The sequence below is a fragment of the Marinirhabdus gelatinilytica genome, assembly GCF_003353425.1.
GTDB classification, from domain to species: Bacteria; Bacteroidota; Bacteroidia; order Flavobacteriales; family Flavobacteriaceae; genus Marinirhabdus; species Marinirhabdus gelatinilytica.
In genome coordinates, this window is record NZ_QRAO01000005.1 from 78,855 (window position 1) to 104,299 (window position 25,445).

Annotated in this window: 20 protein-coding genes; 2 read left to right on the forward strand and 18 right to left on the reverse strand. The window is 41.8% G+C overall.

What is annotated here, in order from left to right:
* From dnaG to C8D94_RS15360, 7 genes are all read right to left on the reverse strand, one after another.
* Positions 1 to 1,965: a DNA primase gene (gene dnaG, locus C8D94_RS13020; RefSeq protein ID WP_115124398.1), complete on the reverse strand. Its 1,965-nt coding sequence runs from the start codon at positions 1,963 to 1,965 to the stop codon at positions 1 to 3.
* Positions 1,966 to 2,142: 177 nt separating this feature from the next.
* Positions 2,143 to 3,201, reverse strand: a complete 1,059-nt coding sequence (locus C8D94_RS13025; protein ID WP_115124399.1) for a porin family protein — start codon at positions 3,199 to 3,201, stop codon at positions 2,143 to 2,145.
* Positions 3,202 to 3,378: 177 nt separating this feature from the next.
* Complete coding sequence (locus C8D94_RS13030) at positions 3,379 to 4,173, reverse strand: hypothetical protein (RefSeq protein ID WP_115124400.1); 795 nt, start codon at positions 4,171 to 4,173, stop codon at positions 3,379 to 3,381.
* The gene (locus C8D94_RS13035) at positions 4,160 to 4,726 is read right to left on the reverse strand and encodes an RNA polymerase sigma factor (RefSeq protein WP_115124401.1); all 567 of its coding nucleotides are present in this window, start codon (positions 4,724 to 4,726) and stop codon (positions 4,160 to 4,162) included. Before C8D94_RS13035 ends, C8D94_RS13030 begins: the two co-directional genes overlap by 14 nt.
* Positions 4,727 to 4,912: 186 nt before the next feature.
* Positions 4,913 to 5,890: a polyprenyl synthetase family protein gene (locus tag C8D94_RS13040; protein ID WP_115124402.1), complete on the reverse strand. Its 978-nt coding sequence runs from the start codon at positions 5,888 to 5,890 to the stop codon at positions 4,913 to 4,915.
* Positions 5,891 to 6,097: 207 nt separating this feature from the next.
* Entirely contained in the window at positions 6,098 to 8,638 is a 2,541-nt protein-coding gene (locus tag C8D94_RS13045) for an alkaline phosphatase family protein (RefSeq protein ID WP_115124403.1), read from the reverse strand.
* Complete coding sequence (locus tag C8D94_RS15360) at positions 8,625 to 8,771, reverse strand: hypothetical protein (RefSeq protein WP_170134780.1); 147 nt, start codon at positions 8,769 to 8,771, stop codon at positions 8,625 to 8,627. The genes C8D94_RS13045 and C8D94_RS15360 overlap by 14 nt, the downstream gene beginning before the upstream one ends.
* A gap of 75 nt (positions 8,772 to 8,846) precedes the next feature.
* On the opposite strand from C8D94_RS15360, the gene C8D94_RS13050 reads away from it, so the two are divergent.
* On the forward strand, positions 8,847 to 9,656 hold the full coding sequence (locus C8D94_RS13050; protein WP_115124404.1) for a T9SS type A sorting domain-containing protein: 810 nt from the start codon (positions 8,847 to 8,849) through the stop codon (positions 9,654 to 9,656).
* A 66-nt stretch (positions 9,657 to 9,722) separates the two neighbouring features.
* Here C8D94_RS13050 and rlmN read toward each other — a convergent pair whose 3' ends face one another.
* The 11 genes from rlmN to C8D94_RS13110 all read right to left on the reverse strand — a co-directional run bounded on the left by rlmN (position 9,723) and on the right by C8D94_RS13110 (position 24,265).
* Positions 9,723 to 10,763, reverse strand: a complete 1,041-nt coding sequence (rlmN, locus tag C8D94_RS13055) for a 23S rRNA (adenine(2503)-C(2))-methyltransferase RlmN (RefSeq protein WP_115124405.1) — start codon at positions 10,761 to 10,763, stop codon at positions 9,723 to 9,725.
* Positions 10,764 to 10,904: 141 nt separating this feature from the next.
* A complete protein-coding gene (locus C8D94_RS13060; RefSeq protein WP_115124406.1) occupies positions 10,905 to 12,563 on the reverse strand; it encodes a T9SS type A sorting domain-containing protein in 1,659 nt (552 codons plus the stop codon).
* 186 nt (positions 12,564 to 12,749) lie between these two features.
* A complete protein-coding gene (gene queA, locus C8D94_RS13065; protein ID WP_115124507.1) occupies positions 12,750 to 13,799 on the reverse strand; it encodes a tRNA preQ1(34) S-adenosylmethionine ribosyltransferase-isomerase QueA in 1,050 nt (349 codons plus the stop codon).
* A gap of 174 nt (positions 13,800 to 13,973) precedes the next feature.
* Entirely contained in the window at positions 13,974 to 15,203 is a 1,230-nt protein-coding gene (locus C8D94_RS13070) for a 3-phosphoshikimate 1-carboxyvinyltransferase (RefSeq protein WP_115124407.1), read from the reverse strand.
* A 235-nt stretch (positions 15,204 to 15,438) separates the two neighbouring features.
* Positions 15,439 to 15,765 carry a nucleotide pyrophosphohydrolase gene (locus C8D94_RS13080; protein WP_115124409.1) on the reverse strand — a complete coding sequence of 109 codons (327 nt, stop codon included), beginning with the start codon at positions 15,763 to 15,765 and terminating at the stop codon, positions 15,439 to 15,441.
* 5 nt (positions 15,766 to 15,770) lie between these two features.
* On the reverse strand, positions 15,771 to 17,804 hold the full coding sequence (locus C8D94_RS13085; RefSeq protein ID WP_115124410.1) for a DUF3857 domain-containing protein: 2,034 nt from the start codon (positions 17,802 to 17,804) through the stop codon (positions 15,771 to 15,773).
* 6 nt (positions 17,805 to 17,810) lie between these two features.
* Positions 17,811 to 19,655 (reverse strand): DUF3857 domain-containing protein, encoded by a 1,845-nt coding sequence (locus tag C8D94_RS13090; RefSeq protein WP_115124411.1) that lies wholly within the window; start codon positions 19,653 to 19,655, stop codon positions 17,811 to 17,813.
* Entirely contained in the window at positions 19,655 to 21,544 is a 1,890-nt protein-coding gene (locus C8D94_RS13095) for a DUF3857 domain-containing protein (RefSeq protein ID WP_115124412.1), read from the reverse strand. The genes C8D94_RS13090 and C8D94_RS13095 overlap by 1 nt, the downstream gene beginning before the upstream one ends.
* A gap of 63 nt (positions 21,545 to 21,607) precedes the next feature.
* Positions 21,608 to 22,060: a D-aminoacyl-tRNA deacylase gene (dtd, locus tag C8D94_RS13100; protein WP_115124413.1), complete on the reverse strand. Its 453-nt coding sequence runs from the start codon at positions 22,058 to 22,060 to the stop codon at positions 21,608 to 21,610.
* A gap of 150 nt (positions 22,061 to 22,210) precedes the next feature.
* The gene (gene rsgA, locus C8D94_RS13105) at positions 22,211 to 23,161 is read right to left on the reverse strand and encodes a ribosome small subunit-dependent GTPase A (RefSeq protein WP_115124414.1); all 951 of its coding nucleotides are present in this window, start codon (positions 23,159 to 23,161) and stop codon (positions 22,211 to 22,213) included.
* Between the two features lie 21 nt (positions 23,162 to 23,182).
* On the reverse strand, positions 23,183 to 24,265 hold the full coding sequence (locus C8D94_RS13110) for a bifunctional 3-deoxy-7-phosphoheptulonate synthase/chorismate mutase type II (RefSeq protein ID WP_115124415.1): 1,083 nt from the start codon (positions 24,263 to 24,265) through the stop codon (positions 23,183 to 23,185).
* Between the two features lie 269 nt (positions 24,266 to 24,534).
* Here C8D94_RS13110 and gldA point away from each other — a divergent pair, with 269 nt between their 5' ends.
* Entirely contained in the window at positions 24,535 to 25,431 is an 897-nt protein-coding gene (gene gldA / locus C8D94_RS13115; protein WP_115124416.1) for a gliding motility-associated ABC transporter ATP-binding subunit GldA, read from the forward strand.
* Positions 25,432 to 25,445: the final 14 nt, after the last annotated feature.

The window sequence follows — 25,445 nt, forward strand, 5'->3', positions numbered from 1 at the left end:
CTACAGTACACGCCTTAGTTTTTCCGAAAGAATCTTCTTTAAAGTAATATAGTCTACAATATCTTGTAGGCTATTTTCTTTTTGGGACTCTTCGGTTAGTTCCTTTACCTCAGTAGAGAGTTCTACAATTTTTTTGGTGACCAGTTCCCGGCGTAGATTAAGGATGGTCTCACTTACAATTTGGGAAATGGTGTATTTTTTCTCCTTCACGTAGATTTCTTTTCGTTCCCAATCGTGCAATTGGTACTTCTCCTCCTGCATCAATATATCCGTGATGGCTTCGGCTTTTTCAGGTTCTAGTTGGTTTACTAGCGTTTCTATCTTAAATTCCTGTTGCTGGTTCAAACGCTCAATAATTTCAAAATAGAGTTCCTTGAATTCAGGGTTTGTAAATTCCACCTCATCATCTTGCAGATCCAAATATATCTTCTCGAAAACCTTCGCATTGGATTTTTCAGGAGAAAACGTGATCTCTCCCGCTTCATTAGTTTCCAGGATTAAATCTTCGAATTCCTCCTCCACCATTCCGTAGAGTAGCAATAGCTCAATTATTTTTCGTTCCAGTTCGTACTGTACATCTACCTTTTTTACCTGTTGGGGAGTATTGGGAACTACCTCCATCTGCTCCTTCTGGGAAACTGGTTTCTTAGAAGCGTCCCTTCGTTCCTTTTGCAGCAATTGCGCTAGGGTATTGAAGAGCACCTCTTCACTAATGTCCATAATTCGGGAGCATTCCTTTATGTAGACCTCCTGTTTTATTACGTCGGGTATCTTGGATATGCTCACGACCATATCCCGGATGGTATCGGCCTTTTTCACAGGATCGTTCTTTGCTTCGTTGGCCAGGAGCGAGGCCTTGAACGCTATAAAATCCTGTGCCTGCTCTTCTAGATAGCGGGTAAGATCTTCCAGTGAATGTTCACGGGCAAAACTGTCTGGATCTTCGCCTTCGGGGAAGGTGCAAATCTTAACGTTCATCCCCTGTTCCAGAATTAAATCTACTCCACGAAGCGACGCGCGTAGCCCAGCAGCATCCCCATCAAAAAGAACGGTAATGTTTTTGGTCAACCTATTCACAAGGCGTATCTGCTCTGGTGTGAGTGCTGTCCCCGAAGAAGAAACCACGTTCTCGATACCTCTTTGGTGAAACTGGATCACATCGGTATAGCCTTCTACCAAGTAGCAATTGTCCTCTTTGGCAATGGACTGCTTGGCGTGGTAAATTCCATAGAGCACCTTGCTTTTATGGTAAATCTCGCTCTCTGGTGAATTCAGGTATTTTGCGGCTTTTTTATCGGTTTTTAGGATCCGGCCACCAAAGCCCAATGTGCGGCCGCTCATACTCAAGATAGGGAACATAACCCGTCCCTTAAAACGGTCGAACTTCTTCTCGCCCTTCACAATGGTGAGTCCTGTTTTTTCGAGATAGCTTAATTGGTAGCCATTTTTTAAGGCTTCGTCTGTAAATGCTGTCCAACCTTCGGGAGAGTATCCTAAACTGAACTTTTTGATGGTAGCATCGCTAAAACCCCGTTCCTTGAAATAAGATTTCCCTATTGCCTTGCCCTCTTCGGTCTCCAACAGGGTTTTATGGAAGTATTCCTTTGCAAATTCGCTCACCAGGTATAGGCTCTCACGCTCGTTGGCCTGCTGCTTCTGCTCGTCGGTCTGTTCGGTTTCCTCTACCTCGATACCATATTTCTTGGCGAGGTATTTTATGGCTTCTGGATAGGTAAAATGTTCGTGTTCCATTAAGAAAGAAACCACATTACCACCTTTCCCACTACTGAAATCTTTCCAGATTTGCTTAACAGGGCTCACCATAAAGCTCGGGGTTCGCTCGTCGCTAAAAGGACTCAATCCCTTGAAGTTGCTACCCGATTTCTTCAACTGTACAAAATCGCCTATCACCTCCTCTACACGGGCGGTCTCAAAAACGTTGTCTATGGTGGTACGGGATATCATTACGAATTGTAAAGATGTAAAATTTGGGGGAGTTTCCCTTTTCGAGATGCAATTTATTATAAACAAAATGCTATTGCACATTGTCACGCAAAGCTTTTCAGAAATTCAAGGAAATAAATGTAGCTAAAACAAAAAAAGGCCCTCAAAAATGAGAGCCTTTCCTGGATTGATGAATGGCTAATCCCAATCCCACCGTACACCCAACGATACGTTGCGCTGTTCGGTAGGGTTGTTTTTAAAAATCGTGTTTAGGTCATACTTGGCGTACAATGAAATATCGCCGTAGCCAATATAGCCCGAAAGACCGTATATAAAGTTATTTGTGTTGTAACCAGCCTTCAGTTTTTGTTTTACATCCTCGCCATTGTCCTCAAACTTTAGTTTTTGGCGTGTGCTCAAGTTAAGCCCTGCATAGCCACCAAAACCAATCTTGAAGCTTTTGTTGGTATTGTACCTAAAATAGTCTTCTTTCTCAATCTTACGGGAAGGGCCAATTTCAAAATGGACGGGCACCACTAGATTATCCATCCTGAATTTGGATTTGTCCAAATCTATCTCGAATTCCTGCAACTCAGTCTGTTCGCCGGTGTCTACAAAATAACGGTTGTCGGTTGGTTTCAACCCATTGAACTGGAAGGATAGCCCATACCGCAAACGCAACCAATTACTTTCCTTGAATACCCGCGTAGTCCACGCCAAGCCCAGCTCTGCGTAACGGCTACCCGCAATTTTATAAGGGGAATCGTCCAAGGACTGGCCATCTATACTAGCATTGTTAAGGCCAAAAGAAAAGACCAACTGCCCTGTGGTACGGCGGTCGTACTTGGGTTTTTTATAGGGGCTCTTAACCGTTAGACCGTAGACCGAATCTTCTTCATCCCCAAAATTGATACTTACCGAAAAGCCATCGCCATCTATAGCCGTAGTGTCTGTGCCATTTCGTTCCAATAGCGCTATCCTATTGTCTATAATGGCAAGTTTGTTCTCAATATTCAAAGCGTGCTTTTCTGCAGCTTCTTGTTTAAGTTGGTCCGCCTCGGCTTGGGTCAACGTTCCTTCTGCCAGTTTTTCGTTGATGGACGCTACCGTTTTCTTTAGCGCCTCTTTTTCTTGGTTTACCACCTCGGTCCTTGCTTTTTGGAGCAGTTCCAGGGTTGGATTTTCTTCTTGTGCAATGCTAAGGCTTATTGCCAACACCCATAATACCAGGGCGATACTTAGTTGAATTGTTTTCATCTTTATTTAATATTTGATTGATTGGAAGATGGAATGCCCAGATGTGTATCATCTTCCTTTGATTTAAACTTTATGAATGGGCATTTCATGACTGTTCGTGTTTAGTTTGTTCCTGATGTGTCCTTCGACAGCCCCAGAAACCTGATTAATGATTGATGAATAAACTTTTATGTTAGATTAATTGTTCCGCTCTACCACGGCGGTGCGTATTTTGTTGAAACCTTCGCCCAGGGCGTCAAAGACCTTGTCCCTAAAACTGCGTTCCAGCTCGTTTTCCACATCGTCCAACAGACTGGCCGGATCTATTCTTGTAGTGGCTTGGTCCAGCAGGCGCTGGGTGGCAATGTCTCGTTGTGCCTGTTGCAAGAGATTCTCTACCTCTTCAATTGTAACTTGGGTATTTTTTTGCTGAAGACTCTCAACACTGGCAACCACTTCCTCCACTTTTTTGTCGAAATATTGAGTTGCTTTTGGAGCTTCAGGGTTTTCTTTAACTTCAGAGGCCTCGCTGGTGGCTACCGAAGTTTCAGCAGTTTTAATACGTGTGTTCTCTTTAGTTTCAAGTTTCTTTTCCGTTGAAGTTTCAGAAGTAGCTGTTGCCAATTCCCCTTTGTTTTGCTGCATGGTTTTTTCCAAAAGTTCCTTTTCTTCCTCTTCAGTGGACTCTTCGGCTACAACGGTATTTTCTTCTGGTCCATCCTTAAAAATGGGCGAGGTTGAGTTTTCTTCAATTTCAGTGGGATTGGCCTGTTCTACGATTTCTTTGGAGACCGTTTTATCCTCCTTCAGCAAAAATGAACCTACCACCAAGATTGCAACCAGACTGGCGGCAATGGAGTACCACAGCGTTTTGTTGCTGGTTTTGGGTTCGCCAAGTTGTGCTTCCAACTTACCCCATGCTTGTGGTGTAGGCTGGATTTCCCGCTCCTCGAGCTTGGTACGGATGTTCTCTTCAAATTTATTGGGTTCCATAACTGCTGTTGTTTTGTTTAGTAACTAATTGCTGAAGCATCTTGCGGGCCTTGGACAGTTGCGATTTTGAGGTGCCTTCGGAAATGTGTAACAGTTCGGCGATCTCGCTATGCTTGTAACCTTCTACCGCATAGAGCACAAAAACGGTTTTGTAACCATCGGGCAGCGCATCTATCAATTTTTGGATGTCCTCTACTTCCAGTTCCGATGGAAATTCTGTGGCGTGACCCAATGAATTTTCGATTACAGATTCGTCCTGAAAGAATAGTTTTTTCTGTTTCCGAAGTTCGCTAATGGACTCGTTTACCATGATACGGCGAATCCAGCCTTCGAAACTTCCCGTACCCTCGTAGGAATCGAGCTTGGTGAACACTTTTAAAAATCCCGAGAGCATCACTTCTTCGGCCAACGCGTTATTTTTCACATACTGCCTACATACGCTCATCATCTTGGGCGAAAATAGTTGAAAGACCTCGTGCTGTGCCTTGCGGTTGCCTTTCTTGGCCTTGGCGATGAGCCTGTCGTAATTTTTATGTAAAGAAATAAGCTTCATAAATACGCTACGCTAGTTGCTTCTATTTTAATAGACGGGATTTTATTTAGAAGGGTTGCCTGGGGTGTAAAAAAAGTATTATTGTGCTGTTGTAGTTGCCAACTAAGGGTAGTTGGAAATTGAATATGGGCATAGACGCCAATGCTCACCACTCACCACTCACCACTCACACCTTAAAACCTAAAATTATTTTTTCCTTTCTATCACATAGTTCACCATTAGCTCCAGCGACTCTTTGTAGGGAGAGGCAGGATATTTTTGCAGCAGCTGAAGGGCTTGGGACTGGTAGTCTTTCATTTTTGAGATTGCGTATTCCAGCCCGCCACGGGTTTTCACAAAGGAGATGACTTCCTTCACCCTTTTTTTATTCTTGTTATGGTTTTTTACTGAATTGATGAGCCACTTTCTATCCTTTTCCGAAGCATTGTTAAGAGCGTAGATTAACGGAAGCGTCATTTTTTGTTCCTTGATGTCTATGCCCGTAGGTTTCCCTATTTTTTCTTCCCCATAATCGAACAGGTCGTCTTTTATTTGGAACGCAAGGCCAATAAGCTCACCAAATTTCCGAAGGTTTTCCACTTCCTCCGTGGGCGCGTGTACCGATTGGGCACCCATAGCGCAACAGGCCGCTATTAGCGTAGCTGTTTTCTGCCGGATGATCTCGAAATAGACTTCTTCGGTGATGTCCAGCTTTCTTGCTTTTTCAATCTGGAGGAGTTCTCCCTCGCTCATTTCCCGTACGGCTACAGAAATGATTTTCAGCAAGTCGAAATCGTCATTATCTATACACAGCAACAAACCTTTAGAGAGCAAAAAGTCGCCCACCAATACTGCAATCTTGTTTTTCCATAGGGCATTTAGGGAGAAGAACCCACGGCGGCGATTACTATCGTCCACCACATCGTCGTGTACGAGGGTTGCGGTATGTATAAGTTCTATGACCGAAGCCCCTCGATAGGTGCGTTCGTTCAATTGACCATTGTTGCACATCTTGGCGATAAGGAAAATGAACATAGGGCGCATTTGTTTCCCCTTACGGTTTACCACATAATGGGTAATGCGGTTTAGCAGGGCTACCTTGGAGGACATGGCGTTGGAGAACTTCTGCTCGAAGTGCTCCATCTCCTGTTCAATGGGTTGTTTTATTTGGGAAACTATTTTCATCCAGTGTGGTAAAAATAGTTAAAATGCATGAGTTGATGCCCGTAATAATAAAGAGGCCGTCTAAAAAGTATCAAGACAATTAATATGTCGCATTGAGCTTGTGGAAATGTATTGATTGTCAAGTTTATTAAAACTTCGACAAGCTTAGTTTAACAAGCTATATAATCATTTTAAACGGCCTCTTTAAAGTATTTAATGGAGTTAGAGTTACGTTTTAATAGTCTCTTTCCTGTTCCTGTACAGCGAGGTGTCCACACAACCGGCCATAGCCTTGGTATCCAGCTCTAGCCCGATAAACTCTTGGACTTTTTGGGCCATCTCTTCTGGCTTTTCGAGCACGTCTTTATAATCTATATAGATAAGTTCTACGCCGGGTTCAGCTTCTTTCCAAACATTGATCTGTTCCAGTTGTTCATAATAGGCATTATATAAACTCACAGGAATAGTATCTGGATCTTTACCTGTCATAACCCGCTGGCTCTTTACAACTTCATCCAGGTCACGTTTCATAAAAATTATCTTGTAGCGGTTTTCTGGACTTAAGTGTTTTAGGAGCGGAGCAACAATTTTTAATGTTTTGTTGTTAGCAGAAGTCAACCAAGAGTTATCTCTATGAAGAGACATAACAGGTTCATATTCATAGTATCCCTTGGGATTTGATTTATCTGCTTTTCTCTTTCCATCTGTCAAGATATCCATTCCGGCCTTATCCATCATCTGCATCATCAATGATGTTCCTGAGCGAGGTAATCCAGAGACAACTACTATTTGATCTTCTTTATAGGCATTAAGTGTCTTTTCGTTTAAGTTTAAAGGTTCACTTAATTTTTCTTCAATTTTTTCAAGTGCTCTCTCTGCGCGGTGAAAGCGTTTTGGTTTTAATTTTTTTGCTGTCTCATAAGCAATTTTAGCATTTTCAAGATCTCCCATTTTTTCTAATGCTTCACCAAGGGTATAATGAGCTTCAGGGAAATACTTCACTAATTCGATACTGGTGAGGGCATATTCTGCAGCTTCTTCATATTCGTTCAGTCGCAATAAAACTTCTGCCATGGCACGATTGTATTTAGCTCTATCTGGCTCTATCTCGATTGCGGTTGCATAGTTTTCTTTCGCTTTTTCGAATTGACTATTTCTTCTGTGAAGTTTACCTATCTGAAAGAAAATTTCTGCCGAAGGACGGGTTTTCTTAACCTTGTTGAGAAGCGCGAGAGCCTTTTCAATCTCACCTTTTGCTACGAGGATATGTGCTTCAGCAAAATGTGTTGTAAAGTCGAATTCTTTATCTTTTTCTCTCAAAAGTTTTAGATATTCTTCAGCTTTGTCAAATTCTTCGGTCTTAAGGCTTATCGCAAGTAAATCCATATAAAATGGGATTGTATTTACAGGCTCTTTTTCTTTTATGAGCTGCAATAATATGTCTCTAGCCTTGTCATAATCCTTTTTCCCCAAATGAACTCTAGCAAGATTGTGTTTTATATCACATCCCACTTTTAGCATTGCTGTCTCAATCTTTTCATCAGGACGGTCAATATAGCCTAGTTCCACCAATTGCTCCATAGTTTCCTGTTCGGAAATGGAGTCTACTTTAGCATTTTTATCAATCTCTCCAAAATCTCCTTCGACCTTTTCCCAACTTTCTATATAAGTAGGATCAGTTGGTTCCTTAAATATATCCAGCGCAACTTTACCATCCATATCCTTTCCAATAGGCAAATCGAAGTGATTGAGGACCGTAGGTGCTATATCTATTAAACCAAGCCCGAAGATCTTTTCATTCTTTTTAATATTAGGTCCTTTTGCTACAAAGACCCCAAACTGCCTGTGATCCAAGGATGGGGCTGCTGGATACTTTGGCATTTTAATAATTCGTTTGTTCCCTGACTCAAACCCGTGGTCTGAAAGTATCATTACCGTTGTGTCGTCGTCTATTAACTGCAACTTTCTGCCCAGCATCATGTCTTGGAACCTATACGCTCCCACTACAGCGTCTTTATAAAGTTCATACCTTTCTTGTGCTATCGCTCCTAACTTTGGCGGGTGATATTTCATAAAAGCATGGCACATGTGGTCTATTAAATCGTAATATATTGCCATAAAGTCCCACTCAGTAGAGTGCATAAGATTTGTCGCTGCGTTATGGACAGACACATTCTCTGCAAGTATTTTAGAAAATGTTGAAAGACTCCCTTCCTTTTCTTGATCTATTTTTGTGGCATTGGGAAAAAAAGGTAAGATATGCTCCCCTGTAACCTCATAGGGTCTCATTCTCAGGTCGGCCATATCCATTGCGATTGATTCTGGATGGATAGTGCCTTTGTAAATAGGATTTTTTTTCTTGGGGTCTTTATTCATCTTTTGAAACCTATCCGAAACAACAACCCCATTAATAGGTTCTGCTGGAAAGCTTGGCCACCAACCAACAACATTGCTCTTATAGCCTTTATTGTGTAATATGTTCCAAATCGCCCTTGCCTTTCTAGAGGATGTAGTAACAGGTCTTACCCCGTTTAGATCTTGTGCAATTTCAATAAAATTTAAAACTCCGTGCTTATCGGGGGTTTTTCCAGTTGCTACGGTTGACCATAGCATAGGGCTCAATGGTGGGTTCATAGTACTTAAGTTACCATACACACCCTCGCCTATAATTTTTTTTAAGTTTGGCATTTGCCCTTTTGCAAGTAACGGACCTATAATTTTCCAATCTGCTGCATCCCAACCAATTAAAAGTAATTTATTCTTCTTCATTTAATAATTCTGTTTGTCCTGATTCTATTTTAATTTGTCTCCATTTTCTAAAAGCTATATCGCCATAGGCTAATACCCCAAGAGAACCACTTGGTGATATGGTATGCGTTTGTTTCGACTTTTCCTTATTCATTATTTAAATTAATTTGTATATTGTGAGCAATATAAGAAAATAGATATCTAATTTTGTTTAATTAAACTAAGAAAAATGAAAAAAACTACATCTCAAAACTTATCTAAAAAGCTCGCGAAATATGGTGCGCTTTCTTTAGCAATTGCTGGTGTTTCAAACGCTGCTGGACAAGTTGTATACACTGACATTGATCCAGACGAAACAATTGACGATACCAACTTTGAAGTTGATATGAACGCAGACGGAACTGTAGATTTTACCATCCATAACGAAGGTGCTGGAGGTTTGGCTGTTCGTATATATAACGATCAATCAAACTCTGTATTGGGACAAAACTTTGGAGGTAACTACAACTATCCCACTGTATTGAATGAGGGAGACTCCATTGGTCCAGGTAATTCTTTTACGATGCACCCTAACTATCAAACCCTAAATTGGAACAGTTGCGCTTATACCAATAGCCAATGGTGTGGAGGACAAGTAGACAAATATGTTGGTCTTCGATTCAATGTTGGTGGAAATCAACATTACGGATGGATTCAACTTGACGTTCCTGCAGATGCTAGTACTTTTACAATAAAAGGTTTTGCATTTGACGCTACTCCCGATACTGAAATTGCTGCTGGAGATCAAGGAACTCTAGGGGTTGACGACAACTTGTTCGCTAACTTTAACTACTTTGTAAACAATGGCCAATTAAACCTTGTTGCTGCTACAGCGATGGAGAATATCTCTATCTACAGCATCACAGGACAACAAGTAGCCAACAAAGCACTTAGCGGTACTAACGAGCTGGTAGATATCGCTACGCTTACAAGCGGTGTGTATCTTGCTAACGTAACGATCGAGGGTACTAAAAAGACCATCAAATTTGTGAAGAAGTAATATTCTAAAACAATAGATCTTAAAAAAGAGCGACCTTTCGGTCGCTCTTTGTAGTAATGCCATATACTAACTCTTATTGGCCAGTTGCCCACAGGCAGCATCTATATCCTTTCCACGGCTACGCCTTACGGTAACAGGGACCCTGGCTCGTTCCAATGCATGTATATATGCCTCTACGGCTGTTTCGGCGGCTTGTTGAAAGTCTCCATCGTCTATGGGATTGTACTCTATTATATTTACTTTGCAGGGCACGTAGGAGCAAAATTGTACCAAGGCATCAATATCCTCTTTGTTGTCGTTCAACCCTTTCCAGACCACATATTCGTAGGTAATCCTTCGGCTTGTCTTTTCGTACCAATATTCCAAGGACTCTTTTAGGTCTTCCAAAGTGAAGTTTTTTGCAAAGGGCATGAGCTGCTCCCTCTTTTCTTGGATGGCACTGTGCAATGAAACGGCAAGATGGAATTTCACATCATCGTCGGCCAGTTTTTTTATCATTTTGGGAACGCCAGAAGTGGAAAGTGTAATACGCTTGGGGGACATTCCCAAACCTTCTTCCGAGGTAATCTTTTCAATAGAGGCCAGTACGTTCTTGTAATTCATCAATGGCTCTCCCATTCCCATAAACACGATATTGGAGAGCGGCCGATCATGGTACAGTTTACTTTCACGGTCTATGGCCACTACTTGGTCGTAAATTTCATCAGGGTTCAGGTTGCGCATGCGTTTCAGTTTTGCAGTTGCACAAAACCTACAATCCAAGCTACACCCTACCTGTGAGGAAACACAAGCGGTAGTACGGCTGTATGTGGGAATCAAAACCGATTCCACAATAAAACCATCGTGCAACTTCACGGCATTTTTAATAGTGCCATCGTTGCTTTTTTGAAGGCTGTCCACCTCTATGTGATTGATAACAAAATGCTCTTCCAAAAGTGAACGGGTAGTTTTTGAGATATTCGTCATGTCCTCAAACGTATGGCTACCCTTGCTCCAGAGCCATTCATAGACTTGGTTGCCCCTAAAGGCTTTATCACCAATAGATTCAAAAAACTCCCTAAGTTCTTCCTTGGAGAGCGAGCGTATATCTTTTTTTTGTTGACCCATTCACGTATCATTTTGCATATAAGGTGAATTCCCTATACACGGCTTGTCCTTGGCATTCCAAATCTGGAATAGATGGAGATTACAAAAGTACTATAATTGAAAGGAAGTGGCGGCGTATTTTAAAAAGGAAGGCATTGAAGATTATTTACGCACTACAATTTTTTTGGTAATAGCATTGCTGTCGTCCTGGTTTACCAAATGAAGGAAATAAACTCCGTCTGCCAGATTCTCTACCGAAATAGTATTACTGGTATTGTGCAGCGTACCTTGCTGCATCTGCTTCCCCACCACGTCGTATAGGCCGTAGGTGAGATTAGGATATTTTGAATTCATCACCGTAATCAAGCTGCTCACGGGATTTGGGTAAATTTGTAGGTCGCCTATAAATTCATTTTCGGGGATGCTCAGGATATTCGAAAGGGTCTCGATTTGGGTTTGTCCAGTTTGCTGAGGATCCAACCAGTCCTTTAAGCGCTGCGATTCACTGTTACCAGCATCCCAAGAAACCGCAAACCTGCCATAAATATCGAATTCGCCATTATTGGAAGTACCATCGCAGAACGATTGCCCTCCGTATAGCTGACCGATGATATATCCATTTTCATTAAAAAGTGGAGAGCCTGAAGAACCACTCTCGGTAGTTCCCAATTCCCAACCGTTTCCTGTCCCTGCGCTACCACCACCAATTAACCATACCTCTACGCCTTGGGCATTTTCTTTTACGGCTCCAGAATTGTCGCGACATATCTTCATAATATCCCCATTGGGATGGTGTATCCCCACTCCAAATCCTGGATTGGTATCGGTATTGTCCCATCCTGCAAAGGCTACATCCCAAGAATCTGGAATGCCATTGTAGAATTCTACCAAGGCAAAATCTGAAAGCGGGTTATTGGCCTTTACCTCTGCACCGCTTAGTGTAAAATTGTTCTCTACCCCCATAGTTTCTTCGCCTGTCCCACAAATGGGTGCGGGACTTATCCAGTTGAACCTAGCCGACCACAAATCGGTATTACTGTTGTCAAGACAATGGTTTGCTGTGAGCAGGTAGGGGGTTTTATCACGCTCTACATTGTTCAGCAATACTGAAGAACACAAATAGCCATTGCCTAGATTAAGGAGTGCCACTGCTTTTTTAACTGTATTTTTAATGCCGTCGAAATCCTGGCCCACTTCACAATTAACATCGTAGTTACATTCACCTGCATCGTTAAGGTCTCGGTTCCCATACACGAGTTGTGATACCTGGCCCATTCTATAGCCATGGATAATGCTTTCGATTTCTAATTTAAAATCGGAAGCAGTGGTTACTGGCTCGAAATACTCTATCCAAATTTCATCTCCTTCCAAGAACCAGGTTCCAGCACGTTGGTTACTTCTGTTGTGCAAGTGTGTATATACGGTAGAAACATCGCTATTGGCACCGTTGTACAATTGTAATCTTGAACCCACCGGAAGAACAAATTTGCTGAAATTTACACTCAAGTTTACCGCCCCTTGGGAGGTAAAGGCAATGCGCCATATTTTATCGCCGTTGTCCAATACCACAAGCTCACCCCTATCCTTGATATTTACTGATATTCCCTGTTCAATCCCGTAGCGCCACGGGAGTGATTTATTAAAATCGTTGATACTATCTTCTTGAGCAATACGGGAAAAATCTATGGGAGGGAGCACAATGGGCTTAAAGTTGGTATCCACATCTCTGGTCCAACTAGTGGGGAGTTCTGTCCCTCCTACTTGTGCAAGCAGCGAAAACGCACTTAAAAACATGCAAAAAAAGAGTAACAGTTGTTTCATATAATGGCTAGATGTATAAAAACCAAACCAATATACTGTAATTTTTCGACTCCTAAAAGAGAAAAAGCCCCAAAACCCCAAATACGGATCAGAATAAGCATTACATCCTGAAACTACTCTTAAAAATCAAGAAAACAAAAAAATCCCGACCATTGGTCGGGATTGTAGTATGTTATCAGCAACGTATTAAATAATCAACATGGCATCTCCATAGGTGTAAAAGCGGTATTTTTCCTTTACAGCCTCGGCATACGCTTTTTTCACGAATTCGTGCCCTGCAAAGGCAGAGACCATCATAAGTAACGTAGACTTTGGTGTGTGGAAATTTGTCACCATCATATTGGCAATGCTAAAATCGTAAGGTGGGAAAATAAATTTGTTGGTCCATCCTTCGTAGTCGTTGAGTGTAGCACTAGAAGATACCGAACTCTCCAAAGCACGCATCACGGTGGTTCCTACGGCACAAACACGTCTTTTCTGTGCTATCCCTTCGTTTATGATCTTTGCGGCTTGTTTGTCTATGGCAATTTCTTCGCTGTCCATTTTGTGCTTGGAGAGATCTTCCACCTCAACCGGGCTAAAGGTTCCCAAACCTACATGCAGTGTTACTTCAGCAAAATTAACGCCTTTTATCTCCAGTCGCTTCAAGAGATGCTTGGAAAAGTGAAGTCCTGCGGTGGGCGCTGCAACGGCACCTTCTTTTTTTGCAAAGATAGTTTGGTAGCGCTCTGCATCTTCGGGCTCTACGTCTCTTTTAATATATTTGGGAAGCGGGGTCTCGCCAAGCTCTGTTAATTTATTCCTGAATTCTTCATAAGAACCATCGAACAGGAAACGCAGTGTACGGCCACGGCTTGTAGTGTTGTCTATAACTTCTGCCACGAGCGATTCGTCCTCACCAAAATACAGTTTGTTCCCTATACGTATTTTTCTTGCAGGATCTACCAGCACATCCCAAAGACGGGTCTCTGGATTCAGTTCGCGCAATAGGAATACCTCGATACGAGCTCCTGTTTTTTCCTTGTTACCGTACAATCTTGCCGGAAACACCTTGGTATTGTTAAGTACCAGTACATCGTCCTCGTCAAAATAATCTATAAGGTCCTTGAACATTTTATGCTCTATGGTCTGCTCCTTTCGGTTTAGTACCATCAAGCGGGCCTCGTCACGATTGGGAGCAGGATGTTCTGCCAAGAGTTCTTGTGGAAGATTAAAGTTGAAGTTGGATAATTTCATTCCCATAGGTATACAGTTTTATTTCAAAAAGTTGCAAATATACAACCTCAACATAGGGGTTGTCAAGTAAATGAAGTATTATCTTTTGACAAATTAGGGTTTAGAGCCAAAATACTACCAATAACAGCTATTCTTTTGGAACAAAACCTGAAAAAGGGTGTTGATGGAAAACAATTATCTTGAAACTGTAAGCCCCACTTTTTCCATGGCCTCCCAAAACGTTGGGAAGGATTTTGAAACCACTTCGGCATGATTGATCTGTAACGGGCCTCTTACTGCCAGCGGTGCAAAGGCCATTGCCATACGGTGGTCGTTGTAGGTGTCTATGGCTATGTGTTTGTTTATTTTTATAGATGGTGCAAGCAATAGACTTTCTTCGGTGATCGTTACATTACCTCCCAATTTTTCCAGCTCAATCTTCAGGGCAAGAAGTCTATCGGTTTCCTTTATTTTCAGGGTATGGAGGCCTTTTAGCTCACAGCCAATCCCTAAACCAAAACACGTAACCGCAATGGTCTGGGCAATATCTGGTGTATTGGCAAGGTTTGCGGTATAGGTTTCAGGAAGTGTGGTGTTTATTTTCTGGAGGACGATGCTATTCTTTTCAGCATGGAAAGTAGTCTCTACCCCTACCGTTTTGTACAAATCCACCAATGCACTATCGCCCTGCAAGCTTTCGGTCCTATAACTTCTTAAACGGATCTTTAGATGTTCTGAAAGTGCTACGATGCTATAAAAATAGGATGCCGAGCTCCAATCGCTTTCTACGGTTATGGTCTTTTCTTGAATTTCTGAAATGGGGCGCACCACAATTTTATTTTCAGCAAAATGATACGGGATCCCCAATTGCTCCAAAAGTGACAATGTCATTTCTATGTAGGGCCTAGACGTAATAGTACCCGTTAAAGAGAGCTCCAGGCCGCTGGGTAGTGAAGGGGCAATGAGCAATAGCGCCGAAATGAATTGGCTGCTCACATCTGCCTTGAGGGTCACTTTGTTGTTTTTTAGCTCTGTCCCGTGGATGTGCAAGGGTGGGTAGCCCACTTCTTTTACGTAGGATATTTTTGCCCCCAATTGTCTTAAAGCGTCTACCAATATACCTATGGGGCGTTGTTGCATGCGCTGGCTTCCCGTAATGAGCACATCTGCACCGTGGCTGGCCGCAAAATAAGCAGTGAGGAACCGCATAGCCGTTCCTGCATGATGTACATCTACAGTGCCATTTGTGGTTTTTAGAGCTTGTTGAAGCACCTTGCTATCGTCGCTCTTGGAACTATTTTCAATGGAGAGATTTGGGTAGAGCGCCTGAAGGATGAGCAAGCGGTTGGTCTCACTCTTGGAACCCGTGATTTGTAGCGATGTGCTATTCTTTAACGCTGAAGGTTTGGAGAGGGTTATGTTCATTTATTCTTGTAATCTTCCTGCTTTAACTTCCCCCAAAACTTACCGTATGTTGTTGCAAACCCCACGATAAAACCACCAACTAGGAAAATTACAATTCTCTTTAAGCTGAAGCTCAGAAATTGAGAATTAAAATTGGTTCCCATCCATTGAATCAAAAACAGCGCAATAGCATACACAAAACCAATGACAACTACAGACTTCCAAAACCCTTTATGAGTAACGACCCTTTTAAACATTATTTAAGTTTTTTGTTGTTGTGGTGCCGGTCGTGGTCGCGTTTTGCCTTTAGCTCCATCTTCGCATCGAAGGCGGCTTGGAGATCTACCCCTGTTTGGTTGGCAAGGCACAATACCACAAAAACCACATCGGCCAGTTCCTCGCCCAGCTCTTTTTCCTTATCGCTCTCCTTTTCGCTCTGTTCGCCATAGCGGCGGGCGATGATACGTGCCACCTCACCTACTTCCTCGGTAAGCTGGGCCATATTGGTGAGCTCGTTAAAATAGCGTACGCCGTGTTCCTGTATCCAAGTGTCTACTGCCTTTTGGGCGTCTTTAAGGTTCATTTGCTTTAGATTTTTGTAAATACAATTTTCTCTTTTTCCTTTTCGGTAATCTGTGCGAACATACCCTTTATAAATTCGTAATCTTGGGGGAGAACGATAGGGGTATTTAAATCTAAAGATACAGCTAATTGTAGTATCCCGGGTGCTTCTTTCAGCAAATAGGTATAACTTCCCATGTTGTTTGCCAAATCTGCCTTAATGGCCTCGGGCAGCGACTTTACTTTATACCCTTCCGGAATTTTTAGGGAGATATTATATTTCTGTGATTTTGGATACTCAAAAAAGATGGGGTATTCACGGGAATCGCTCTTAAAGGGGTTTTCTGTCTGTGCAAAGAACAACATTGGGGAAATGTACAAATCGCCGCCAATCTCTTCTACCAAAGAACTAGAATTTGCGGTATAGCTTATGCTCATATTGTCTTTTAAGCTCTCTAGGTCTTTTGCTTCAAATTCTGAAATTTCTACAGCTTCACTTCCTGTATCTACCCCATCCATTTGTAGCTTATCGCTGGTAGCTACATATTTATTTCGATACTCTTTCGCAAAATGTCCTCCTTTTCGTTCACGTACTTTCACTAGTACATTTTGGTCGTTTATCTCTGCCTGCACATACGTAAGTTTTTGGGACACATATCCTGGGTATAGCCCGACCCAGTTTGAGGTACCATCTGGGCGTATCAAGCGACCTTGCCAGTTCATAGCGCGTCTGGGCAGCATATTTACTTGCGAAAAAGGGTCTGTTGCGTCCAAGAGGTACACATTCCCGTTGCTGTTCACCGCTGCTATCACATAGTTGAAACCTTCCCGTGTAGGATATACGGGGATTCCATTTTCTGAAGTACTGAGCAATACTGGGAATGCATCCAGCCCACTATTTTGAAGCATTGAGAGTAGCATCAAATTTATATCGGCAGTGTTTCCGGTCCCTTCCCTGTATGCTTTTTTAACGCCCTTCTCAGGAATGAAACCTACGTAGTTGTTCCATGTTACTTTCGATTTTACCAAGTTCAGGATACTGACCATCTTTTCCTCGTTTGAGGCGGCGCCCTTTGTTACGGCTGCAAGATCTGCCTGGTAGTAATCGTTCTTTTTTATTTGGTTCACGAAATCGTCGTCCTCGTACACACTTTTTGCTACGGCCTCCCAAGTTGTAGCATAACGCTTTGGGATGCCGTTGGGGTTGTTCACCATGGCAAGCTCCCAAAGGGATTTGGCCTGATAATTTTTAAGATTATCTACATACACTTCTTCCTTGAGCGGGGGAATGTTATTTTCTTCCAGGGTATAGATATTTTCCTTGTATGAATACTCCTTGGTTCCCGTAGTATTCCTCCCCATAGTATTTCTTCTAAAATTTTTATTGTAGTTCACGGTGCCCAGCCCACTTCTTTCGCGGAGGTTTATCTTTTTTTCTCTTGTGTTTTGTTCAAAACTGAAACTTAAGGGAGACTTTGGGTTCAATTGTATATTGAACACATAATACTCCGGCACCTCAATTTTTATGTTCTCTTTCTTGATGGGTATGGTATATTGTAGGTCTACATCCTCGATATAGGGGAATGGAGACTCTATGGTGTACTCATATTCTACAATACTTCCGGGGGATATGTTGGGCATTGTAAATTTATTGTCCACGCGATATTTACTAGCGCGTTCCTCAAAAATACCTTCGTTCCTAAGTTTTTCTTTTTCTACGGAACCATTCTCCAGGGTAAAGGTGTATCCCTTCACATCAAACGATTCCTTATCGGTCCCGTCGTTATAGGTCCGGACAGTTCTGGTTGCCCAGTCAAACCCTTGGTTGTTATAAATTTTTATGCGTTCATGCACTTTGGTAATCTGTACAAAACCCTGTCCCTGGGTAAAAACATAACTCACGGAGTAATCTCGATACAATACCGATGCATTGGCATTTGGATAACTGGGGTGGGCTTTTTCTTTTAATTCTTCTTTTGAAACTTTTCCTAATTTATAGTTTTGGGCAGTGCCCGCTACAGTAAAAGCCAACAATAAAATGAGTAGGTATTTAAACTTCATAAATTTTTATTTAATTTTTGATAGTACGATTTTTGATTTAGATATTTTTAAATATTCACTATACAATCCCTGTATAGCAGGGTAATAATCTGCAGGGATCAAATATTCATTAAACTCCAGTGAGAACATCACCTGCAACTGGCTTCCTCTTTGTTGAATATTAAAGGTAAGTGAGCCTATACCCTTTTCCATGGTCACCAGTTTACCCTCTGGCAAACTTTCTACTTTATAGCCGTCTGGGATTGTATAGTTTATTATGTAGTTTTCAATAGAAGGATGTTCAAAATCTATTGGATACAACCTATCTTCTTCTACAAACTGGTTTTCTTCAAGGCCCCAGATCAAAAGAGGTTCAAAATAGAGGGAACCGGCAATATTTTCCACAAAGTCCTTTCTTTCAAAATCGTAGGAAATGGCAATAGGTCTATCTGGATTTTCTACATTTTTCTTAACCACGTTTGTTGCAGTGAAAAGCGGAATATCGTTTAAATATTCCTCGTAGGTTTCCTTTCTAAGGTCTGTATAATGATCTCTAAACGATAACGCATTGTAGTTTGTAATTTGCTTTTTAACAGTACCCTGTACCGAGAGTTTCTCAGGATGTAGTGTAGCATTAACGATCAAGGTGTTTTTTGATGGTTCTTCAATTTTAAACCAATACAGCTCGTGGGAGCCATCTTCACGAATAATTAGACCTTTATCGTTGATATAATGCAATGGCAATTGCGCAAATTTTGTATGCTCTTCAGATCCGTCCAGGATGTACATTTTCCCATCTATCTTCACGGTAGCCAAAACAGTGTTAAAAGCATCGATATGTGGATACATTACCCATCCTGCACTTTTAGTGGCTACTAAGATTGGATTGGCATCCAGCCCTCGTGATTTCAACATTTGAACAAGCATGATATTAATGCCCCCGCTGGAGCCCTTTTTGTCTCTGAAAACATTTTTAACATACTCTGTACCGCGGGTATACTGCTTGTTCCACTCAATGGTATCTTTCACGAAACGATCTATTTTTTTCGCTATTTCCAATGTGTCCTTCACTTGTACCAGTAGGGTATTTAAATCCTTTTTATAGAGTGCATAACCTGTTCGCAACTGGTCTCCAAACCAGTCGAAACTTTTATAATCCCTAGCTACGTTGCTCCAAGACTGGCGGTATAGAACCCCGTGACGTTCCAAAAGTATTTTTCCTCTAAAATTATCTACGTTCCCCACAAAACTCTCTTCCCTTAATGGGGGGATATTTTCGCCTACGAACAATCTATATGCAGTTTTCTCGTAACTTTGAATTGGTAGCTTTACATATTGGTTTTGGCGAATAGACAGATTTCCGTAGTAATCGTTCTCTATAAAAATACGCTGGTACCTTATGGGCAAGGGCATTTGAGTGTAAAGGATGGATAGCCCTATAAATGGCACTTTGTATCTCAACTCGATAATGGAGCCCTCTTTTACCTTTGGGAACGTTAATTTACTGATCTCTATCTCTTCTGAAACTTCCTCCTTAAAAATTCCGCTTCTGGAGACTTTTGTTCGGTCAATTTTTCCATTTTCCAAATTGTATGTGGCTGCTTTCAACGCCTTCATACCATCGAAAGGTATGGTCCAATCTGAATATTTAAAGGCCTCGCTATTGTATATCTTAACGCGTTCGTGAACTTCCAGAACTCTACCATACTCAAAATTTATATCTCGGTACAGAATAACGGCAGGTGCGTTAGGGAAGGTAGGGTCTGCTGTTTCCCGGAGTTCAGCTTCAGTTACATCCCCAAACTTTCTTTCTTGGCTAAATACAAGAACAGGGCATATAAAAAAGAGGATAACCGTTAAAATTCTCATCATTATTTTTTGACCAATACTATTTTAGATTTATCCTTTTTAGCTACCGTTCTCCAAAAATCCCTAAATTCTGTGTACATTTCCTTTGGGTACTTTCCATCGTCGTACACTAGTTGTCTTTTGTAAGCTATCTTAGATTCGTTTATCTTCTCAATTGAAGCAGTATAGGCGCCAAATTGGGAATCTACCTGTATGGGATCGAAGATAGCTTCTAGTGCATAGCCATCTGGCAGGGTGATCTCTATTTCATCATTATAGGTCCGTCCACGCCTTAATTGTATGGGGAGTTTTCGGTTTTCTTCATCGTCAGGTATAAAAGTATTTCGGTTAAAGATGTTTGGGTTCAATAAAATTCTGTCGCCAGCCTTGGATATATAGTTGTTTGACGAAAAAGTTAGGTTTTCAATAAAATAGATACTGTCCTTATTGTTTTCAAAGGCAACTTCGCCAATACTCAATGCGTTTAGATGTCCCCAAAGGTTTTTGTAGTACATCACCACATCATCACTTTTTGTAGTTTCTAGGGAATACTTATCATTATAGGCCAGTCCTTTAGAGTTCTCGGTTACTCTCCCAGATAATTCAAGATTGTCGTGCAAAGTGACAACTGCCTTTAGGGACTGGACGTTTTCATTGGTTTCATATTTATGGGTCCGTATCATCACTCCCCCTTCTGGAGTTACCATAAGTGCCTTACGATCGTCTGTATGCGTGCCCAAATAGTTGAATGGCAATTCCTGGCTGGTACATTCCAAGAATACATTTTCGTCTTCAAAGGGCACTGTTAAGATCACATGATTTCCTTGCAACGCTACAAAATCTTCATCGAGGTCTCTTCCATTTTCTCCAGAGTCTACAATCGTGTAATAAGACTCAATGCCTTGGGATTTCAGCAATGCTTTTGTGTAGTTGGTAAGCCCCTTACAGTCTCCATAGCTCAGCTCGTCAACTTCTTTGGCAGTTGTTGGTTGCCAACCGCCTATACCAATCGCAATAAACACATACCTGGTCTTATCCTGCATGTACTCATAGATTAAACGTGTTTTTTCCTTAGGATCCTCAACACCGCTGACCAAGTTATCTATTCTTGCTTTTGTACCGTTGGAAAGTTTATCCCTTCCTTTTAGCAGCGAATTGTTCTGCCACAATCCAAAATCTGTCCAGTTTTTGATGTTAGCAGTTTCATTGACAAGCTGGAATTTTTGGAGTGCCACTTTCACAACAGGGTTAAACTCTGTAAAATGAGGACTGAACCCTTCCCTTTTATCAGGCTTCATATTTGCAATACTATAGGTGTACTTTTTCGGCGTTTCTGAATATTGCGCGTTGAACACATCCAGATTATATTTTCTGGTCGTTAGTGGTATTTCCTCTTCGTTGATGATGGTGTAGCTGGATTTTTCAACACTCACATCATAATAAGGAGAGGGCATCCATTGATTTAAAAATGCTGTGGACGTTGATTTTTTTTCATAAAAGAACTCACAAGTTAGAGGATATGAGGCTACATAATGCTCTACATACAACTTGCGATTGTCGGAATAAAGTGTACCGCCAGAGGCACTAACGTCCAAGAAATCTCTCTTTTTGTACTCTTTTATTTCGTTCCCGTCCTTATCATAAATGATCATCCCAATATCCTTCACAGAAGAGCTGGAGTCGTAATCAACACCTATAGTCGCGGCAGAAAGACCCTCTCTATTAAAAAACGTGACCACTTTCTTATACGTGGTTTGCATTGAATTATAATCCTTCAACTCATGGACGGTCTCTTCCAAGCGTATCACTGCATTGACACCCTCGGTCAATTCCTCGGGAATATCCTTTACAGCATATTGTGCAAAAAGTGTAGTTGAAAAAAATATAAATAATAGGAGTAATCGAAATTTCATAAAGTAGTAAGCTGCGGGGCTATATCTTAATTGGCATGTATGTTATCGCAGTAAAGCAGATTGTCACTCTTTGTTTTTAGAATCAATAGCAATGGTCACGGGGCCATCGTTCACCAAGGCCACATCCATCATGGCGCCAAATATACCAGTTTGTACTTTTTTTTCCAATTCCACTTCCAGATTCCTGACAAAATCTTCATACATAGGGATAGCTTTGTCTGGCCTAGCAGCTTTTATGAAACTAGGACGGTTGCCCTTTTTGGTACTGGCATGCAAGGTAAATTGGCTTACCACGATCACATCGCCATCTATGTCCCTGATAGATCTATTCATAGCCCCTTGTTCATCTGCAAAAATCCGTAATCGAGCTACTTTTCCGCATAACCAGTTGATGTCCTCCTGTGTGTCGGCATCCTCAATTCCCAATAAAATAAGGTATCCCTGTCCTATCTCTGAAACTATTTTTTCTGAAACGGTTACTGAAGCTTTTTTTACTCGTTGGATGATGATTCTCATATAATAGGTTGTCGGTTGTGGGTTGTGGGTTGTGGGTTGTCTGTTGTCGGTTGTGGGTTGTGGGTTGTGGGTTGTGGGTTGTGGAAAATTTTTTTTTATCTCATAGTTTATTTTTTTTAGCGAAGGGGGCTATTCTCTTTGGTCTTAGGATTACTCCTTATTGTAAATATCTTTTCTGAAATGTTCTTCCTCCCCTTCCATAATTTGGAGATAGCTTTTATAGCGCGACCACGGAAGCTCATCGTTTTCCAATGCCTCTTTTACAGCACATTTGGGTTCTTCAAGATGTAGACAGTTATTGAATTTACAGTGTTCCTTCAGTTCAAAAAATTCGGGGAAATAGTCGCCCAGTTCTTCTTTTTCAATTTCAACCACGCCAAACCCTTTGATGCCCGGGGTATCAATGATCTTTGCGTTGAACGAAAGATCGAACATTTCAGCAAACGTTGTGGTGTGCTGTCCTTGTTTATGCTGTTCAGAAATTTCTGAGGTCTTTAGATTCAATGAAGGTTCTATGGCATTTACCAAGGTACTCTTGCCCACCCCGCTATGGCCTGAGAACATACTTACCTTGTCCTTCATCAATGCTTTTACCTTTTCCACGTTCTTGCCCGTTGCTGCCGAGATACCAATGCACTCGTACCCAATGTCACGATACATTGCAGCCAGGTACTTTACTTCCAGCAATTCGTCTTCGGTATAGGTATCTATCTTGTTGAAAAGCAACACTGCCTTGATATGGTAGGCCTCTGCAGTGACCAAAAAGCGATCGATAAAACTGGTAAAGGTGGGAGGATTGTTCAACGTGACCAGCAGGAAGGCAACATCTACATTTGCCGCAATAATGTGGGTTTGCTTGGATAGGTTCACACTTTTTCTAATGATGTAATTATCCCTTTCCTCTATTTTATGGATAACCCCTATGGTTTCATCTCCTTTTGTCTCAACCTTAAAATGCACATGATCGCCCACCGCAACAGGATTTGTACTCTTTATACCCTCCATGCGGAACTTCCCCTTGATACGGCACTCGTAAAATACTCCTTTATCAGATTTTACGGTGTACCAGCTTCCGGTAGATTTATAGACAATGCCCTTCATACTACAAAGTTGCAAAAAGATTCAGTCATTTATTATTTTCTTTTGGTGGTTAATGGATTCTTGATGGATGGCCTTGTAAAGCTTTAGGACAAACTCTTCGCTCAAATCGGTTTCTTCACCACGGAGTATCATACGACCCAATACTTCGTTCCACCGTTTTCTCTGTAATATAGCAACATTATGTTGTTTTTTAAGCCCCCCTATAGTATCGGCTATTTTCATGCGCTTGCCCATCATCTCTACTATCTTGTTGTCGATAACGTCTATTTGGGTTCGCAATGTATTCAGTTCATTCTGAAACTCTAACGCCGCATCCCCTTTTTTCCGAATACGTAAATCTATGGTCATTTGGTGTAGGGTTTCTGGTGTAATCTGTTGCTTGGCATCACTCCATGCATTGTCTGGGTCGTAATGTGTCTCCACCATCAAACCGTCATAATTAAGGTCCAAGGCGGTTTGGCACAGATCGAAAATAATATCACGACGTCCGGCAATATGTGACGGATCTAAAATCAACGGAAGATCTGGGAAACGGTTTTGCAGGTCTATGGGGATTTGCCACTCCGGATTGTTACGGTACCGGGTTTTTTCATACGTAGAGAAACCACGGTGTATCACTCCCAGATTTTTTAACCCAGCTTCGTAAAAACGTTCTACAGCACCTAACCACAGCGGCAAATCCGGGTTTACAGGATTTTTAATGAGTACTGTTTTATCGGTTCCCTGTAGAGCATCTGCCAATTCCTGTACTATAAAAGGAGAAACGGTAGTCCTTGCCCCAACCCACAAGATATCTACATCGTGTTTTAAAGCCAGATCTACGTGGTTGGCATTGGCCACTTCGGTAGTGGTGAGCAAGCCTGTTTCCTCTTTGGCCTTTTGTAGCCATTTGAGACCCAGGGCACCTACTCCTTCAAAATTTCCGGGACGGGTGCGGGGTTTCCAAATTCCTGCCCGAAATACGGTGGTATCGGTCTCTTTAAGTTGATGGGCAATCTTAAGCACCTGCGCTTCGGTTTCGGCACTGCAGGGGCCTGCGATTACCAAAGGGTGGTCCAACCCAAAGGTATCCAACCAGTTTCGTAGTTCTTTTTTGTTTTCCATGCAATAGACGTTAGTCGGTAAACTTTAGACGTTAGATTTTTTACTTTTTTGCGGTTTCTTTGCAACAAAAAAAGCCCCAAACGGGACTTTACATAATTTCGTATTGCAACATACCATATCCTCCCCGATGTTTCAGTTTGTTATGTGGTGCCACCAAAAGTTGGATCGTGTTGTCATTTCTCTTTATATGATGTAAAAATAGCCATTTCATCACAATCAAGAAACTTTTTAAGATTTTTTATCGTTAGCTTTGTATAACTTCAACATAGATGTCCATAACAGTACAAAATATCACGAAAACCTACGGCGATCAAAAAGCGCTGGCCGCTGTTTCCTTTGAGATTAAAAAGGGGGAAATCGTTGGTTTTTTAGGGCCCAACGGTGCCGGAAAATCTACCATGATGAAGATCTTGACCACGTATCTATCTCCTTCGGAAGGGGAAGCGGCAGTGAACGGGTTCCCTGTTGCTGAAGCTCCAACAAACGTGCAAAAGAGTGTGGGGTACCTACCAGAGCACAATCCACTGTATCTTGAAATGTATGTAAAAGAATATCTCGCTTTTAATGCTGAAATCTACGGAACCCCCAAACAAAAAGTAACACAAGTTATTGAACAAACAGGCCTCACCCCCGAGGCCCATAAAAAAATTGGGCAGCTCTCCAAAGGGTACCGCCAGCGGGTAGGGCTTGCAAATGCCCTACTGCACAATCCCGAAGTGCTTATTCTGGACGAACCCACCACAGGGCTGGACCCCAATCAGCTCATTGAAATACGAGAACTTATAAAATCGTTGGGCAAAGAGAAAACCGTACTGCTCTCCACCCACATTATGCAGGAAGTGGAAGCCATTTGCGACCGTGTGATCATCATTAACAAGGGAACCATAGTACTGGACAAACCTTTAAAAGAACTTACTGAAGGCCAACAACAAATCGTGGAAGTTGAGTTTGACTACCGGGTGGAAACTGTGGCTATCCAACAACTGGCCAAAGTTTCAAAAGTTGAAAACCCAGCAGGTTTTGTGTACCATATTTATTTTGATACACAGGAAGATATGCGCAGTAAGGTGTTCGATTTTGCTCACGATAACGGACTTAAAATCCTGCAATTGCACCAAAAGAACACCACGTTGGAGAAGTTGTTCGTGGAGTTAACCAGTGGGTAGTTTGTAGCGGGTAG